The sequence below is a fragment of the Halohasta sp. A2 genome (genome assembly GCF_056175805.1).
Map to the genome: position 1 here is coordinate 1 of NZ_JAQFWV010000043.1, position 17,284 is coordinate 17,284.

Consider the following 17,284-nt stretch of genomic DNA (forward strand, 5'->3'; position numbering starts at 1 on the left):
GGCGACGTGGAAACGACGAGGCCTCGATCCACCAGAACAGCTTCAGTCGATCCTCGGTGGGAGAGAACTTCGATAAGAACGAGAGGCATCACTGAGCGGTGTATCTTGGTCTTGCTATCCAACTACTAAAACAGATGCTACATGTGCGCATAATTAAAGGAATAAGTTGAACCTATAAGACAGTAACCAACACTGAATTACAAATGAAGCTCAATATTAAAATGAACGGCTCTGGTGAATCGCCAGACGGCGGTTGATTGCACGGTTTCACCGCTCGCTTGATGTTGTAGACCGCACACATCAGCACGATCTCACGAAATTCACGGTACCACGTTCGCGCACGGCGTTGCCGAGCGTGCGCTTGATTACTGAGAAGACGGTCTCAGATAGTGCTCGTTGGCCGTAGAGAGCCTCATCGATCCGCGCGTTGTGCGCGTGATCGATAGGGCGGAACTCACGATGCTTGATTAACGGCCTCACGCCTTCGTCCCTCAACTTCTCCCGTAACTGCTGGCAATCACAGCCTTTGTCGGCGGCGAGGCTGCGCAACTCGCCTGCGTTGCGGCAGGCGAGTTGCCAGCCGAGTTGCGTGTCATGACGTTTCCCGGTCGTACAATGAACGTTGAGGATGGCTTGAGAGGCTGTATCGACGAGAGCGGTTGCTTTGAGTGTCTGAACGCGGTAATTCGTGCGGCGGCAGTAGTGCTTGCTGGCGGTTTTACGGTCGAAAACGTCGCGTCGATGGCGGCACGACCAGAGAGGTCGTGCAGCTCCGACGAGAGTCGGAGCAGCACTCGCCAGAGCTTCATCTCTAATCTGTCAATCGCCTTTACCAGCGTGGAATGATGAGGGAGACCGCCCGCTTTGAGGCCGATCTCGGCCAAAATACGCGGCATCTCGCTCAGTAGATCGAGTGTATTGCGGGAGGATTCGTCGAGGTAAATCCGTAGACAGTGAAGCGATACAAGTGCGTAGTCGGCGAAGCCGCCACCCCCTTCGGGGGCGGCAACTTCGCCTCGGCCACCAACAACATTTTTAGCTAATCGTACTGTTTTCTTTGTGAAGCGGGAAATCTTCGACACGGACATCGGCGGTTTCCCGCTTCAACTGCCTAGTTCTGACGGATCAACTCGGCGCAGTCTAGCGATTCACCAGAGCCAAATGAACTTAGATAATTTCTCACTCTTGAATACTATTCGAATGTTTGGAAATCCGAAGTCCAACGTATTGATTAATAGTTAAAATTTGATATATAAGATTAATTTGCATTTAGAATACACAAATATTGGCTGTGGTTTTAATATTACTAGCATTTAGATAGTACTTTATCATCCAATAGCAGAATATTTAAAATGCGGACCATCAATATTAAACTCTAATGGCCCCTACAGAGGTAGACTTCTGTACTATAGATGTCATCGCAGAACTGGCCAACGCTCATGAGGGTGACCGAGCATTAGCTATTGAGATGATTAACGCTATTTCCGCGTCGGCCGATGCAGCAAAAATTCAAATGTTCACCGCAGATGATCTCGCGGTCAAAGAACACGAAAATTATGAGATGTATCGAGAATTGTCATTATCTACTGATGATGTGTCTGCGATTGTCGATGCAGCTCACGAAAACGAGATCTATTTATTTGCAGATGTCCTTGGAGAGCAAGGACTCCGTCGACTATTCGATACAGATGTTGACGGATTCAAAATTCACAGTTCTGATCTAGCAAACCACCAACTTATCGAAAAAATAGGTCGACGAGAGAAACCGACCCTCGTTTCTGTGGGTGGGGCGTCAGTCGTTGAAATCAAGGCGGCACTATCGTCGCTCGAACGAGTCTCAAATGCCGATATTGGGTTAGTGTATGGTTTTCAAAACTACCCAACCGAACTCGGAGACGCACATTTGTACAGGTTGCGACATCTCATCGAAAAGTTTGGAGACGAGTACACTGTGGGATATACCAGTCATGTAGATGGGGAAGACGACGACGCAACACACCTCCCAGCGTGGTCGATTGCCGCAGGGGCGGAGTTCGTCGAAATCCACACGACTATAGACCGATCCTCGGAAGGAATTGACTACTACTCCTCACTCGAACCGGATATGTTCGAAGCAATGGCGAGGAACGTCGAAACGGTTCAGACAGCACTCGGTGATACACTCCCAAAAATGTCAGATAGAGAATTAGAATACCGAGATGGACACAAGAAGTGTGTAGTTGCCACTCAGACACTGCATATCGGAGATACTATCGATGAGGACGATGTCGCTCTCAAACGTCCGCAGGGCGATCCGGAGGTAGTGTTCAACGACCGTGCAGAAGTCATCGGGAAAACCATTACAAGAGAGATCGAAGCCGAAGAGCCGGTCCGGACAACCGATGTACGGTACCGGGTTGCTGCAACGCTCGCCTGTCGCGCGGAGTCGACCCGTCTCTACGGGAAACCGCTTCAGCTACTCGGCGAGAAATCGATCCTTGAACACCAGATCTCCCAGCTTCGGGACGTCTCCTGCATCGACGAGATCGTCCTCGCAGTCAGTGATACGCCCTCCCAATCCGCATTCATCGAGTTTGCCAACAGCCACGAGCTGTCGTACGTCGTCGGGGACGAAGTCGACGTCCTTAGACGCGTTATCGCCGCCGGTGACGAAGCCGACGCAGATATCCTCGTTCGAAACACTACCGAAAACCCGTTCATCTATCAGGATGTGATCGACAGACAGATCGAACACGCAACAGTTGAGAATGCCGATCTCGTCGTCTGCCGTAACCTCCCTCTCGGTTCGTCGACAGAGGTGATTTCGGCTCGTGCGCTGAAATATGCACATGAGTTTGGTGCGGACAGACACAGAAGCGAACTCGTGACGACATTTCTCACCGAAAATCCCGACTCGTTCGACATAATCGGTATCGAACCACCGAACGCTGTGGCTCGTCCCGACGTCCGTCTGACAGTTGATAACCCCTGTGACCTGATTCTCACTCGGAAACTGTGGAATCACGTCTCGGACGCCGAGGACCCCTACGATCTCGAACGGATTCTCGAAATCTACGACAAGTATGGGCTCTCTTCGATTAACGAGACCAAACCCGATGGGACGACCGACGATGTGATCGAACTCTCGTGGCACAAGTTTGGCGAGCCGGACGACAGAATGCGGATTCTCGACTAGCTCCGTGAGCATGGTATTTACACAGTCCGTCACCCTATGCACGCTGTAATCCGCGCTGACGGTGGCTCCAATATCGGCTACGGCCACCTCATTCGGTCGGCCGCACTCGCTGAAGCCGTAATTTCGAGAGGCCACACAGTCACTGTCGGCACAGCGACTCCGGAACCAGCCCGGACTGTTTTTCCGGCTGCTGTCGACGTGGTCGACCTCCCGACGCGAGGTAACCCCGGACCGTTCGTCGAATGGCTCAACAGTGGGAGTCCGGACGTCGTGTTCACGGATGGGTATCCGGTCGACACCGCCTATCAACGTCTGATCCGAGACCGTGTTCCGATCGCCGTGCTTCAGGACGATGCCCGTCATGCAGTCTGTGCCGATCTGTTCGTGAACGGTAATCTGTATGCCACAGAGCTCAGCTACGACTTCGTTGACGATTCTCCTACGACGTGTCTCGGCCCGAAGTACGTCCTCCTGCGGCGTGAGATCTGTGACCGTGCTGTTAGTGAGCCTCCATGGCGAGCGGTCCCGAAACGTGCCATCATCATGATGGGCGGCAGTGATGTCGCTGGACTGACCCCAACCGTGGTTCGAGCCTTCGATGCGTTCGATCTCCGGGTCGATGCCATCGTTGGCCCCGGCTGTTCCGCAGCACAGGAACAGGCCGTTCGCACGGAAGCAGACTCAATGCAGGCGGATATTCGTGTTACTCGTGATCCCGATGATTTGGTCGACCGGATGTTTCAGGCCGACTTCGCGGTGAGTACCGCCAGCAGTACTACCTACGAACTCCTCGCACTGGGAACACCCCTATTGAGTATCCCTGTGGTAGCTAACCAAACCCTGATTGCGGATGCTCTTCAAGCCCGAGATGCCGCTACTGTTCTGCAACAAGACGCCGACGAGCAGGCGTTTCGCGCTACTATCGCAGCGTATGTAAGGGATTCCAAACTCCGACAAAGACGGCGAAACACTGGACACCAACTCGTCGACGGAAAGGGTACTGAACGACTGGTCGCCGAAATTCTTTCAATCGCTGGCGGAAATCATCCGCCATGAGCGACAAAATCGAAGTCGTCTTTCTCGGAGTCAACAATGCAGGAATGCGCGTTTACGAGTGGCTCTGTGATCATGACGACGTTTTCGTCCACTCCCTTATGACGACAAAAGAACAACTCGATGGAATTGAGAGTATCCAGCCGGAATATATCGTCTCCTGTGGTTATCGACATATCGTTCCCGAAGAGATTCTCGCTGTGCCGACCGAGGGTTGTCTCAACCTCCATCCGTCTCTCCTGCCGTTCAACCGGGGCGCAAATCCCAACGTCTGGAGTATCGTCGACGGAACTCCTGCTGGCGTTACGCTTCACTACATGGACGAGGGCGTCGACACTGGTGACATACTGGCCCAACAACGTGTCGAAAAACGGTTTACTGATACTGGAAAGATGCTTCAAAAGCGTCTGGAGGACGCCCAGGTAGCGCTATTCAAAAAAGCGTGGCCGGATGTTGTGGCAGGAAACGTCCACACAGAGACTCAACGAGACTGCTCTGGCAGCTCCCATCGAACGGCTGAGTTCGAGGAGCTATGTGTTCTCGACCCCGACAACGATGTTCAAGTAAAAGAGTTTCTGGACCGACTTCGAGCGCTCACCTACCCCCCATACGACAACGCGAAGATCGAGCTCGACGGAGAAAGCTATTATATTGAGATCGATATCACGAAGGCGTAACTCAGTTTTTTATGTCGTCCCAACTGATACCCGCACTCTTCTGTACGTCACGGGAAGCGGTCTCTCCAAGGATTTCCTCGTAGAACTTGGGGTGAAGCCCGGCGTCCTTTTGCCCCGGTCGGAGTACCTTCAGGTTCTCTACATTGAACTCCGTGCCTGCTGGAATATCTTTGACGGCGTGAACCGCACGCCGAGCCTTATTGTGGAGTTCGGACTCGACAGCGAGCACAGATTTCTCCCCTCTCCCGAGTGCGTCTTCGGTATCCCGAATTGCGGTTACCATCTCCGCAAGCTCTGCTGGTTCGAGCGCAAACTGATGATCAGGTCCCTCTATCCTCTTATCGAGTGTAAAGTGCTTTTCAATCACACTCGCGCCGAGTGCAACCGCAGCCGAAGGTGCGATCACGGGATCGAGCGTGTGATCGGAGAGTCCGGTTGGGACCCCGAACTCAGTGGCAAGCCTCTCGACGACTTTCACATTGACATCTTCGACCGGTGTAGGATAGGCAGCGACACACTGGAGCAATGCTAGCTCCGATGCTCCGGCCTTATGTAATATGTCGACGGACTCGCTAACCTCATCGAGTTCGTGGGCACCTGTCGACATAATAATCGGTTTTTCGGTCGCTGCGAGGTAACGTAGAAACGGATGATGGCTGGTGGTGTAGCTCGCAACTTTCCACGCAGGGACGTACTTCGAGAGTACCTCGGCGGATCGCTCGTCGAACGGCGTCGACATGAAATGTATCCCTTGCTCAGTGCAGTACTCGTAGAGTTCGGGAATCCACTCGTGGGGCATCTCCATCGACTCAATAATATCATAGATTGAACGGTTGTCGTCGAGATACTCCATTTCTCCACTATCCTCGACATACAGATCCTCCGCACGGAACGTCTGGAACTTCACTGCATCCGCACCCGCATCAGCGGCGACATCGATCAACTTCTTTGCAGTGCCTAAATCGCCGTTGTGGTTCGAGCCAGCTTCTGCAATAATAAACGTCGGCTCACCTAGACCGACGGGTTGGTCACCAATCGTGAACGTCTCCATACCGTAGTTCTACGGCGGAAAGAAAATAAACGCTCCTACTGGTGGTACGCTGACAACCGCTTTACAGCAGTCACCACATCCTCAACGTCGCTGTCATCCATCTGGGCGTGCAGTGGGAGACTCACGAGCCCGTCGTACACCGCCTCCGTCTCGGGGAACTCCCCGCGTTCGTAGCCGAACTCCTCTTGGAAGTACGAATGGTAGTGCAACGGAACGTAGTGGACCTGGACACCGATGTTTTCGGCGTGCATCGCATTCACGAACGCTTTGCGATCACAGCCGAACTCCTCACCGATCTCGACTGCATACAGGTGGTACATCGGATCGAAGTCGACCGGCTCCGGCGGCGTTCGAATCCCCTCTATATCGGCAAACACCGCGTTATATTGGTCGATGATCTCGTCGCGGTGCTGTTTGAACTCCGAAAGGCGATCCAGCTGTGCCAATCCGAGAGCGGCCTGCATATCGGTGACGTTGTAGTTGTAGCCAACTCCTTCTGTCACCTGGTACCACGGCTCGTCTGCGTGGTCTTCCGGCTCATAGTTCATATCGAACGAACGGAGCCGTCGCAGCCGGTCGGCGAGTTCATCGTCGCCGGTGACGACAATCCCACCCTCACCCATTGTAACATTTTTTACTGGGTGAAAACTGAACATCGCCATATCCCGCTGGGCACCGATTGGCTCTTCGTGCCACGTGCCACCGAAGGCATGGCAGGCATCCCATATCACGGTCAGATCGTACTCGTCAGCGACAGCCAGGAGCCCCTCGATATCTGCGGGGTGGCCAGCGTAATGCATCGGAACCATACCGACGGTGTCGTCGGTTATCTGCTTGCTGACCGCATCGGGGTCCAACGTCCGGCGGTGGGGATCGATATCCGCGAACACCGGTGTGGCGTCGTTGTAGACGGCTGCGTGTGCAGTCGACGCGAATGTCAGTGGCGTTGTAATCACCTCGTCACCAGATCCGAAGCCAGCCGCATCTCCTGCGAGGTGGAGCGCGGTCGTGCCAGAGGTCGTCGCTATCGCGTGATCGACGCCGATCAGAGCGGCAACACGGCTCTCAAACTCCTCGACAGTCGGTCCGCGAGTGATGTACTCGCCTTCGAGTGCCTCAACGACGGCCTCCTTTTCATGATCAGTGATACTCTGAGCACCATAGCCAAGGATCTCATCTCGGATCGGCGTGCCGCCGTAGGCTGCTGGTAGTTCGTCGGACATGACTACTCGTTGGCCGTCTCCTCCCGAAGCCACGTCCGGAGCTGGTCTACGCCCTCCGAAAGTGAAACCTCAGGTTTCCAGTCGAGCAGCTCTTCGGCCTTCGTTGGATCACACCGGAGCGTCTGGACTTCACTTTGTGGGTGGTGGTGTGCGACGTGGGTGATCTCGGTGCCGTCGGTTGCGATCATCTCGGCAAGTTCGTTGATCGAAATATCCGATCCGGTCCCAGCGTTGAGCACCTCGCCGGTGGCTTCCTCACAGAACGTTCCATCGACGATGAATCGGGCGCAGTCGGTCGCATACAGCAGGTCCCGGCTCTGGGTGCCGTCGCCGAAGATCTTCAGCGGCTCGCCGTCGAGATCCCGGCTGGTGAAGATCGAGACCACGCCCCCAGCCATCCCGGTCTTCTGGAACGGGCCGTAGGTGTTGAACGGCCGCAGAATGACGACCGGTAGATTGTAGCCGTGGTAGTAGCTTTCGGCGAGATTTTCCGCGGCGAGCTTCGAGCCAGCGTAGGGGGAAGCAGGTTTGACCGGGTGTGTCTCGCTAATTCCCTCCTCGGAGTCGGCCATATCGTACACCATACAGGTGCCGACGATTCCGAGCCGCGTGTCGGTGCGTCGGCAGGCTTCCAGGACGTTCTGGGTACCGACGACGTTCGAGTCGAAATGCGATTGGGGGTCTTCGAGACTCTCCTGAACGTCAATCTCGGCTGCGAGATGGAGACAGGCATTAACCTCATCGTCGAAAAGAGAGTCAATGGTCTCGACATTACAGACATCGCCGATTGTGAACTCAAAGTCGGGATCTGAGTCGAAGGCAGCGACGTTTCGGCTGGAGCCGTTCGAGAGGTCATCCAGTCCACGGACGGTGTAGCCGCGGTCCAATAGCTCGTGAACGACCCACCGACCGATAAAGCCAGCTGCGCCAGTGACGAGAACAGTGTTACTCAAGAGTCACCTCACCTGCGTCAGTCTCTTTCAGAAGTCTAACGATTTCGTCTTTTGAAAGTTTAGATGCCTCACCCGATGAACGGACAATCTCTTCGGTGGGTTCGAAATGATCGCCATTCTTATACGAGAGAAATTCGTTTGTCTCCGGACGAATCGCATACAGATCGTCGTTCTCGTAGGCACGGGTTGTCTCGCGTTCGGTCATGATCTCCTCGTGGAACGTTTCGCCCGGTCGACGACCGATGATTTCGATCTCGATATCACTTGGATCGTGACCGTACTCGGGAGCAAACACCTCGATCATCGCCTCCGCAAGATCTTCGATCCGAATCGTGGGCATCTTGTAGACGAATACTTCGCCGCCCTGCGTTTTGTCGATTGCCTGTTTGATAAGGTCGAACACATCGTCGTATGTGAGGAAAAACCGAGTCATCCGGGTATCTGTGAGTGTAACAGGGCCACCGTCACGGATCTGTTGGGTAAACAGTGGGACGACTGACTGCGAGGAGTTCAGAATGTTGCCGAACCGAACTGAGGTGAACTTGAGATCCGACCGACCGCTGTGTTTGTTCCCAGCACTGAAAAGGCGCTCGCCAAGCAGTTTGGTCGTCCCCATCGTATTGGCCGGGTCGACCGCCTTGTCACTGCTGGTGAAAACGACGCGCTGAACACCGGCATCAATTGCGGCGTCGACAATGTTCTGGATTCCTAGGACGTTCGTTTTCACCGCCTCAAAGGGATTGTATTCACAGACGTCGACGTGTTTCATCGCTGCCGTGTGAATTACTATATCGATGTCTTCCATTGCCCGTTCCAGCCGGTCGATATCCCGGACATCACCCGCTAGATACCGGAGTCGACCATTGTCGAACTGTCGTTTGAGGTCCGCGAGTCCGGATTCGTTATTATCAAATATTCGGAATACATAGGGTTCTGCATCCAGTATGGGTGGAATCAGCTCTCGTCCAACAGAGCCTGCCCCGCCGGTTAACAATATGTTATGACCTGTCAGCATTATCGATAGCTACGAACGGATCCGTATCAACTTGCCGAAATACTCTTGAATCCGGTGCCAATTCCAGTATCCACAAATTGGGACTCAATATATTATAAGAAACAGCAACCAAATAAATGACAATTCACTAACAAAAATTCGATCCAATATACTTAAATCGGAGAACAAGAAGTCACAAACGTTTGAATGGGCGACAAAACAAATCTTACGTGGAAAGAGAAGTTTTGGGCACTGAAACGGGTCTCTCAGTACCGACCAAAGTTCACATTCGGACTCGTGATATTCGGAGCGTTTGTAGCACTTCTTGAGGGAGTTGGTCTCGGATTTATCCATCCTATTCTCGAAGTTGCACAAACAGGAGAGCCAGTAGAGGACAGAGGACGTGTTCTCCAGCTATTTTTAACGATTTATGAGTTCTTTGGAGTTCCATTTTCACTTGGATACTTGATTCTTGGTGTGTCTATTGTAATGGTATTTAGGTATTCAATGTCATTCATTGTCGAGTGGCTAAAGGCTATTTTGACAAAGAAATACGAGCAAGAGCTACGAACACAGACGTTTGCTGGAGCACTCGATGCAAAGATAAATTACTTCGACAAAAAAGGGTCAGACGATGTACTAAATGCAATTATCACCGAAACACGGTACTCCGCCAAAGTGATCGACCAAGGAGTCAAGACCATGCAAACTGGATTTCTCGTGTTAATGTACCTCGCAGTTATGTTTTATATAACACCGATGATGACGGTGTTGGCAATCGGCCTTCTCGGAGGTATTACCGTTCTGTTACGGGTTATTATTGAGCCAGCAATGACGGTCGGTACCCGTGTTGCGAATGCAAATGAACGAGTTCAACAATCGGTTCAAGCTGGAACACAGGGAATTCGTGACGTGAAACTGTTTAACTTGACAGAAGAGATTTTTTCAAAATTCCAGGATTCTGTCAGAAAATATGCTCAATCAGAGATTAATCTCTCTAGAAACGAAGCCGCAATTAGTAATTTTTACGAACTCTCTGCGGCGGTGACTCTATTTGCTCTAATCTATATTGGATTTGTATTTACTGGCCTCTCACTTGGAGAATTGAGTATATTTCTTATTGCAATGTTTCAAACCGCGCCGAAAGTTAGTAGGCTAAACGGCTACTTATATCGTCTTGAGGGGAATATATCACATCTCGTCCGAACCCACGAGTTCATCGATAAACTCTCAGAACAACAGGAATCAAATGGAGAGCGTCCGATCACGTCAGCCGATCATATCGTGTTCGATGATGTACACTTTTCGTACGATGAAGACGAACTGGTCCTTCAAGGTATTTCGTTCGAGGCTAGACGCGGCGATTTTATTGCGTTCGTTGGTCAGTCGGGTGCTGGGAAGTCGACAATCGTCTCATTACTGGCACGAATGTATACACCCGATCGGGGAGCGATTCGCTCTGATAGAGTTTCGATTGAGGAATATAACCTCAGCGAATGGCGTGAGCGGATCGCAGTAGTTCGCCAACAACCGTTTATTTTCAACACCTCTCTAAAACAGAACATTACGATCGGCAACAGAGATGCAAACCAAGCCGAAATCGAACGTGTCTGTGAAATCGCACAGGTTACTCAGTTCCTCAATGAGTTACCAAATGGATACGAATCAGAATTGGGAGACGACGGTGTGCGACTCTCTGGTGGACAACGCCAACGTGTGTCGTTGGCACGAGCACTGCTGAAAGACGCTGATTTCTTAGTGTTAGATGAAGCAACAAGCGATCTGGACTCGAATCTGGAGCAAGAAGTACAGCGTGCTATCGAATCAATGGACCGAGACTATGGAATCATTGCGATTGCTCACCGGCTGTCGACAGTAAAGAATGCAGACCGAATTCACACAGTCGAAAACGGGCAAATAATCGAATCAGGCACACATGAGGAGCTACTCGACACAAATGGAGAGTATGCCGATTTGTATGCGATACAGTCGAAAGCCTGATTTCTGGAACAAATAACAATCATAGCAGCCAACCGTTCGCCGAAGGAAACGTTAAGTCCAAACAGACAAACGCCACAGTATGTCAGACGTTTCTGCCGTCGACGACCTCCCTCCCTCTTCAGCTGTCGTGCTGGTCGCAGGCGAAGGAATCAGACTCCGGCCCCTCACAGCTAACCGGCCCAAACCGATGCTTTTGGCCGGAACTCGCCCGATTCTTGAACACGTTCTTAACGCGCTAATCGATGCTGGTGTCGACGACCTCCATCTTGTCGTGGGGTACCAAGCCAACCGGGTCCGCTCACATTTCGGTTCTACCTACCGTAGGGTGCGAATTACTTACCACACTCAGACGAACCAACTTGGGAGCGGCCACGCCCTCTTACAAGCCCGAGACGGACCTGCCGGTTCATTTCTGCTCGTCAACGGCGATCAGATCATCGATCACCGGATCGTCGAAGCAGTCAGCAGTGCCCACACCGACGCCACTGCAACGTTGGCAGTCGTCGAAGGCCCGGAGGCAGTCGAATACGGCGCGGTCCGACTTAAACGAGACATCATAACGGAGCTGATTGAACAACCGACAAGTGGAGAGTTTCGGCTGTTCAACGCTGGTGTTTATGCCTTCTCTGAGGAGATTTTCGAAACGCTCGAAGAACTTTCGGCTGATCGCGGAGAGCTCCCACTCACCGACGCTCTCCAACAACTGATCGGCACTGGGGATCACAGAGTCAGTGGTATCCGAACCGATCACTTCTGGATGGATGCCACCCACCCGTGGGATCTACTTTCTCTCTCCCGGGAACTCCTCTCTCGCAACTGGGTCGACGCCCCGGCCGTCGATACCGACATATACGTCCACGACGACGCCCACATCCACCCCGACGCGACGCTCGTCGGGCCAGTCGTCGTCGACAGCGAGGTCGTCGTCGAGGCCGGGGCAGTCGTCGGACCCTATGCCGCCATCGGCTCAAGTACAACCATCGGTGCGGGCGCGGTACTCCGCGATGTCGTCGTCGACACCGACACCACCATTGGCCCGAACAGCACCGCCACCGAACTCGTCGTCGGGCAGGGCTGTGAGATCGGTGCCGCACTCACTGCCGCTGGGGGTCCTGCTGATGTCGTCCTCGGCGAGCAGGTCTACAGCGATGTCGACCTCGGCGGCGTCATCGCCGACCGCGCCAACGTCGGCGGCGGGGCAACCCTAGAACCCGGCGCGTTGGTCGGTTCCGGCGCAACTATCGGCGATGGCGTCGTCGTCCGAGGTCACGTTGACGGAGGCAGTGAGGTGGTCCGCTGATGTGTGGGATCGTTGGCTGTATCGGCTGTGGTGATGGGACTGTCGACGTACTGATGGACGGCCTCCGAAGCCTCGAATACCGTGGCTATGATTCGGCGGGGATCGCTCTCGGTCCCTCAATGACCATCCTCCGCAAGGCTGGGGAACTCAATGCGCTCGCTAAAGTCGTCGACGCAAACAACCCAACCGGAACATACGGCATCGGCCATACCCGCTGGAGTACCCACGGCCCTCCGAACGACCGAAATGCCCATCCACACACCGACAATAACGGACAGGTCGCAGTTGTCCATAACGGAATCATCGAGAACTACGCCGAACTGAAGGGCGAACTCCAGAACAAGGGAGTCACCTTCAGTAGCGACACCGACACCGAGGTCGTCCCACATCTCATCTCCCAAGCATTGACTGCGGGGGAAAGTCCCGAGACTGCCTTCCACAAGACGGTCGACCGACTGGAGGGAAGCTACGCAATTGCGGCAATTATCGACGGCAGTGATACGATCTTCGCCGCCCGACAGGGCTCACCGCTGGTCGTCGGCGTCGGCGACGACTGTACCTATCTGGCCAGCGATGTCCCAGCGTTCGTCGACCATACCCGCGAGGTCGTCTTTCTCGAAGACGGCCACCGCGTGATCGCCACCGCAGATGGCTATACGGTGCTCAACGGAGAACGACAGCCCGTAGCGGTCGACCTCGAAACGGTCTCTTACACGGCCGAAGCCACCGGCAAAAGCGGCTACGACCACTACATGCTCAAGGAGATACACGAACAACCCACCGCTCTCAGGCAGTGTTTATCAGGAAGAACTGACGCCCTTGACGGAACCATCACGCTCGAAGAAGTCGACGAGATTCCTCAGCCAAACGCAGTGCAGTTCGTCGCTTGCGGAACCTCCTACCACGCCGCTCTCTATGGCGCGGCGATCCTCAGAGAGATGGGGATTCCGGCGGAGGCGTATCTCGCAAGCGAATACGCGCTGTCACCCCCACCAGTCAGCCTATGGACGCTCGTCATCGGGATTACACAAAGCGGCGAGACCGCCGACACACTCGCCGCCCTGCGGGACGCCAACGGCCGTGGAGTCAGTACACTCGCACTTACCAACACCGTCAACTCGACAGCTGCCCGCGAGTGTGACCACACCGTCTACATTCGCGCCGGACCCGAAATCGGGGTTGCGGCGACCAAGACCTTCTCCTCACAGCTCGTAGGGTGTAACCTCTTGGCCGAGGAGCTGGTCGACGGACCACGGGATCTCCGACCCGTAATCGAGTCGCTCCGCAACCTCCCAGATGACGTGCAATCGATTCTCGATTCTTCAGCCGCCGAGGTAGTGGTTGATGAATATGGCAATAGCGAGGCGTATTTCTTCATTGGGCGTGGGACGAACGTCGCCGTCGCACTCGAAGGCGCACTCAAGTGTAAGGAGATCAGCTACGAACACGCCGAAGGATTTCCGGCAGGCGAACTCAAACACGGCCCGCTCGCACTTGTAACCCCTGAGACACCAGTGTTCGCAGTCGTCACCGGTGACGACGACCGCGCCCGAAAAACGCTCGGCAATATAAAGGAAGTCCAAGCCCGTGGCGCACCAGTTATCGCCGTGACTGATGGCGAGTCGGATGCTGCTGAGATCGCCGACCAGAAGCTCATGATTCCGGACACGGACGAACGGGCAGCCCCTGTGCTTGCAAACGTCCAATTACAGTTGTTTTCCTATTATCTGGCCAATGCGCTTGGTCGACCGATCGACAAGCCACGAAACCTCGCTAAAAGCGTTACTGTAGAATAACTATAGAATATAGACAACAGCGAGGATAGCACTAAGATGGTAACGTCTTTCCCTTATCTGTCACACACAACTGTATGAACATCCTCGTCACAGGTGGGGCTGGCTTCATCGGCGGTCACCTCGCCAAATCCTTTGTCGACGCGGGACACGACGTCACCACCCTCGACTTACTCGAACCGTTCTACGATATAGGACTCAAAGAGCACAATATCGATGTCGCCCGCGAGGCAGCCGAACAGTCTACAGGCAGTTACGAGTTTATCGAAGGCTCAACTACAAACAAAACTCTCGTCGACGAGCTCGTCAAAGATGTCGACGTCATCTACCACCAAGCTGCCCAAGCAGGCGTTCGCGCGAGCGTCAAAGAGCCAACCAAAGTCACCGAGTACAATATCAACGGCTCCCAAACAATTCTCGAAGCCGCCCGCAAATACGATGTCGACCGTGTCGTCAACGCCTCCTCGTCAAGCGTCTACGGGAAGCCCGAATACCTCCCGTACGACGAAGATCACCCAAACGAGCCGGTCTCACCCTACGGCGTCTCAAAACTCGCTGTTGAACACTTCGCACGCGTGTACAACGAAGTCTACGGCCTCCCGACCGTCTCGCTGCGCTACTTTACCGTCTACGGCCCACGGATGCGACCCAATATGGCGATCAGTAACTTCGTCTCCCGGTGTATGCGTGGTGAATCTCCAGAGATCTACGGTGATGGCAAGCAGACACGGGACTTCACCTACATTGACGATATCGTCGACGCGAACCACAGTCTCCTGACCGACAACAGCGCTGACGGCGAAGTCATGAACATCGGGTCGACAGACAACATAGACATCCTCACACTCGCAAAAGTCGTTCGTGACGAGATTAATCCAAATCTCGAAATAGAATTTACCGAAGCTCGTGATGGCGATGCCGAACACACACATGCAGATATTTCGAAAGCCGACAAGCTGATTGGGTATGAACCGTCTCGTGATATCCGTGAAGGCGTGGGCGACTTCATTGATTGGTATGAGCAAAATAGAGAGTGGTACGAGCCGTTAGTCCTCAGTTCATAATCACCTTGTCCCCACCCATGTAGACAGTTTATACAGAGTACTATCGTACCCGGAGTTGCCTCTAATCAGACACAATGTTCCTAAAGATACAGACAAGATCACTAATAAGTATGAACTCGGTGGGTGTATCTTGGCACTACTACTGACCAATCTCTGTTTTGGAATCCCCACACCCCTCATTTCGTCTGTTCTCTCTGTAAGATAGAGTGTTCGATACAGTGAGTAAACTGTGACACCCCTCATTTCGTCTGTTCGAGTTCAAACATTCATCAAAACAAGTGAACTCCTCACACCCCTTGTTTCGTCTGTTTTGAACTACAAACCGATAGCGGTCAGTAACCCTTTCCAGAGACCCAAATCAGACAAAACAAACGAAACAAACGAAACAAACGAAACAACACCTTTTTATCAGGTACTATTGTTACCTCATATATTGAAATGAGTGAGGACCTCTTTGCAGATATGACTGAAACTCTCTTCGAGGACAAATCAATTCTCTCCGAAGAGTACCGTCCAGACGTCATAGTCGAACGAGATGACGAGATAGACTCCTACCGAACAGCGCTCAAAGATGTGCTCTTTGGTCGAAATCCATCGAACGTGTTTCTGTACGGGAAAACCGGCGTCGGAAAGACTGCAGTCACCGAGTACATCATGGACGCACTACAAAAAGAGGTACAGTGCCGAGATGCCGCTGATGAGTTGCACGTTCATTTTCGAAACTGCAACGATGATAGTGTATACCGTACGGTACGTTCGTTAATCAATAGTATTCGGGACGATCAACGAAAGCAATTTCCTGAAACAGGCCTCTCAACATCCCACGCACTCGAAACACTCTATGAGGAAATGGAAGTAATTGGAGGGACGTTCCTATTCATTCTCGACGAAATCGACCACCTTTCGGACCCAAATTCACTACTGTATGAACTCCCGCGAGCGCGAGCAAATGGACATCTGGATGCCGCACGTGTTGGTGTCATCGGGATCAGTAACAACTACACGTTCCGATCGTCGCTAAGCCCGAAAGTGAAAGACACGTTGATGGAAAAAGAACTGGCGTTTTCACCGTATGACGCCGAGGAATTACAATCAATTCTCTCCGAACGCGCTGAGAAAGCTTTGTTTGATGGCGTCTGTGATGATTCCGCAATCCGACTAGCTGCTGCAAGAGCTGCAAAAGACACAGGGAGTGCCCGGCAAGCAATAGACCTCCTCCGTGAAGGTGGCGACGTTGCCGAAGAGCAAGGAGCAGAAACAATCACAGATGCCCACATCGAGATTGCTGCAAAGAGAGTCCAACGAGGTCGCGTCCAAGACAAACTTCGTGATCAAACAATGCATGGACAACTTATCTTGGAGGCGCTTGCCCATCTTGAATCTCGTGGCCAAGCCCCTGTCCGCTCGAAAGAAATCCAAACAATGTATGTGAACATCACCGAAGAGTGGAACCACGATCCACTGACCACTCTCAAGAGTATCCAAAATCATCTTTCAGACCTCACGATGTTGGGATTTCTCGAACGCACTGAACAGAACGAAGGCCGAGCAGGCGGTGCGCACTATCAGTATGAGCTTACACTCGATCCAGAAATTATCATCGAGACTCGACAGTCAATCGAAGCCGAAGAGTAGTGAGTTACCGTGTGACCGTATCAGAAGAACAGACGAAATGAGGGGTGTGTGGTCAGTTCTGTCGGTGTAGTTTCTCTACCTTAACAGTCCTCTAGCGTAGTACAAAGAACAGACGAAATGAGGGGTGTACACGAAACTAGTTTGTCTGTGAGATATTCGCGTCCTATCGTCGACCTAACAAGCGTATCGACAACACGGTGGCTCAATTTTGGCCACTAGCCAGATGGTCCGTCAACCTGCCGTTTGAGATATTCGAAGACATCTATAAATCTCATGAGGGCATGCGAAACATCATCAACCCTCTCTGCACACCTGCTGGCGAACTGTGTAGCGTTGAATGCCGAATCTCACGGGTCACAAAGATG

At 52.9% G+C, this 17,284-nt stretch carries 12 protein-coding genes and 1 pseudogene; 8 read left to right on the top strand and 5 right to left on the bottom strand.

Going from position 1 to position 17,284, the window contains the following annotated elements; all coding sequences use genetic code 11:
* Window positions 1-265: 265 nt before the first annotated feature.
* Window positions 266-1,082, bottom strand: a pseudogene (locus tag O2S87_RS12250) (IS5 family transposase); the annotation flags it as partial.
* 386 nt (window positions 1,083-1,468) lie between these two features.
* Between O2S87_RS12250 and O2S87_RS12255 the strand changes: the two are divergent.
* From O2S87_RS12255 to O2S87_RS12265, 3 genes are read left to right on the top strand one after another with little or no spacing between them, the layout of a single operon-like run.
* Window positions 1,469-3,175, top strand: a complete 1,707-nt coding sequence (locus O2S87_RS12255; protein WP_475409100.1) for an N-acetylneuraminate synthase family protein — start codon at window positions 1,469-1,471, stop codon at window positions 3,173-3,175.
* A gap of 36 nt (window positions 3,176-3,211) precedes the next feature.
* Complete coding sequence (locus O2S87_RS12260; RefSeq protein WP_475409075.1) at window positions 3,212-4,231, top strand: PseG/SpsG family protein; 1,020 nt, start codon at window positions 3,212-3,214, stop codon at window positions 4,229-4,231.
* Window positions 4,228-4,905, top strand: coding sequence for a methionyl-tRNA formyltransferase (locus O2S87_RS12265; protein ID WP_475409076.1), 678 nt, complete (start codon window positions 4,228-4,230; stop codon window positions 4,903-4,905). Before O2S87_RS12260 ends, O2S87_RS12265 begins: the two co-directional genes overlap by 4 nt.
* A gap of 1 nt (window position 4,906) precedes the next feature.
* On the opposite strand, the gene O2S87_RS12270 is transcribed toward O2S87_RS12265, so the two are convergent.
* The 4 genes from O2S87_RS12270 to O2S87_RS12285 are packed head-to-tail and all read right to left on the bottom strand — an operon-like array spanning window position 4,907 to window position 9,147.
* The gene (locus O2S87_RS12270; RefSeq protein ID WP_475409077.1) at window positions 4,907-5,956 is read right to left on the bottom strand and encodes an N-acetylneuraminate synthase family protein; all 1,050 of its coding nucleotides are present in this window, start codon (window positions 5,954-5,956) and stop codon (window positions 4,907-4,909) included.
* Between the two features lie 35 nt (window positions 5,957-5,991).
* Window positions 5,992-7,179, bottom strand: coding sequence for a DegT/DnrJ/EryC1/StrS family aminotransferase (locus O2S87_RS12275; protein WP_475409078.1), 1,188 nt, complete (start codon window positions 7,177-7,179; stop codon window positions 5,992-5,994).
* 2 nt (window positions 7,180-7,181) lie between these two features.
* On the bottom strand, window positions 7,182-8,132 hold the full coding sequence (locus tag O2S87_RS12280; protein ID WP_475409079.1) for a dTDP-glucose 4,6-dehydratase: 951 nt from the start codon (window positions 8,130-8,132) through the stop codon (window positions 7,182-7,184).
* Window positions 8,125-9,147, bottom strand: a complete 1,023-nt coding sequence (locus O2S87_RS12285) for a polysaccharide biosynthesis protein (protein ID WP_475409080.1) — start codon at window positions 9,145-9,147, stop codon at window positions 8,125-8,127. The genes O2S87_RS12280 and O2S87_RS12285 overlap by 8 nt, the downstream gene beginning before the upstream one ends.
* Window positions 9,148-9,333: 186 nt before the next feature.
* Here O2S87_RS12285 and O2S87_RS12290 point away from each other — a divergent pair, with 186 nt between their 5' ends.
* From O2S87_RS12290 to O2S87_RS12310, 5 genes are all read left to right on the top strand, one after another.
* Window positions 9,334-11,127, top strand: a complete 1,794-nt coding sequence (locus tag O2S87_RS12290; protein ID WP_475409081.1) for an ABC transporter ATP-binding protein — start codon at window positions 9,334-9,336, stop codon at window positions 11,125-11,127.
* A gap of 79 nt (window positions 11,128-11,206) precedes the next feature.
* Window positions 11,207-12,427, top strand: coding sequence for a sugar phosphate nucleotidyltransferase (locus tag O2S87_RS12295; RefSeq protein ID WP_475409082.1), 1,221 nt, complete (start codon window positions 11,207-11,209; stop codon window positions 12,425-12,427).
* Entirely contained in the window at window positions 12,427-14,223 is a 1,797-nt protein-coding gene (gene glmS / locus O2S87_RS12300) for a glutamine--fructose-6-phosphate transaminase (isomerizing) (RefSeq protein WP_475409083.1), read from the top strand. The genes O2S87_RS12295 and glmS overlap by 1 nt, the downstream gene beginning before the upstream one ends.
* Before the next feature lie 74 nt (window positions 14,224-14,297).
* On the top strand, window positions 14,298-15,284 hold the full coding sequence (locus O2S87_RS12305; RefSeq protein ID WP_475409084.1) for an NAD-dependent epimerase/dehydratase family protein: 987 nt from the start codon (window positions 14,298-14,300) through the stop codon (window positions 15,282-15,284).
* A 438-nt stretch (window positions 15,285-15,722) separates the two neighbouring features.
* Window positions 15,723-16,919, top strand: coding sequence for an orc1/cdc6 family replication initiation protein (locus O2S87_RS12310; protein ID WP_475409085.1), 1,197 nt, complete (start codon window positions 15,723-15,725; stop codon window positions 16,917-16,919).
* Window positions 16,920-17,284 lie beyond the last annotated feature (365 nt).

Bases quoted from the DNA above. Each gene is read 5' to 3' on its own strand.
- O2S87_RS12260 (WP_475409075.1), top strand. From the start codon at position 3,212: ATGCACGCTGTAATCCGCGCTGACGGTGGCTCCAATATCGGCTACGGC.
- O2S87_RS12285 (WP_475409080.1), bottom strand. From the start codon at position 9,147: ATGCTGACAGGTCATAACATATTGTTAACCGGCGGGGCAGGCTCTGTT.
- O2S87_RS12275 (WP_475409078.1), bottom strand. From the start codon at position 7,179: ATGTCCGACGAACTACCAGCAGCCTACGGCGGCACGCCGATCCGAGAT.
- O2S87_RS12295 (WP_475409082.1), top strand. From the start codon at position 11,207: ATGTCAGACGTTTCTGCCGTCGACGACCTCCCTCCCTCTTCAGCTGTC.
- O2S87_RS12305 (WP_475409084.1), top strand. From the start codon at position 14,298: ATGAACATCCTCGTCACAGGTGGGGCTGGCTTCATCGGCGGTCACCTC.
- O2S87_RS12290 (WP_475409081.1), top strand. From the start codon at position 9,334: ATGGGCGACAAAACAAATCTTACGTGGAAAGAGAAGTTTTGGGCACTG.
- O2S87_RS12265 (WP_475409076.1), top strand. From the start codon at position 4,228: ATGAGCGACAAAATCGAAGTCGTCTTTCTCGGAGTCAACAATGCAGGA.
- glmS (WP_475409083.1), top strand. From the start codon at position 12,427: ATGTGTGGGATCGTTGGCTGTATCGGCTGTGGTGATGGGACTGTCGAC.
- O2S87_RS12255 (WP_475409100.1), top strand. From the start codon at position 1,469: ATGATTAACGCTATTTCCGCGTCGGCCGATGCAGCAAAAATTCAAATG.
- O2S87_RS12270 (WP_475409077.1), bottom strand. From the start codon at position 5,956: ATGGAGACGTTCACGATTGGTGACCAACCCGTCGGTCTAGGTGAGCCG.
- O2S87_RS12310 (WP_475409085.1), top strand. From the start codon at position 15,723: ATGAGTGAGGACCTCTTTGCAGATATGACTGAAACTCTCTTCGAGGAC.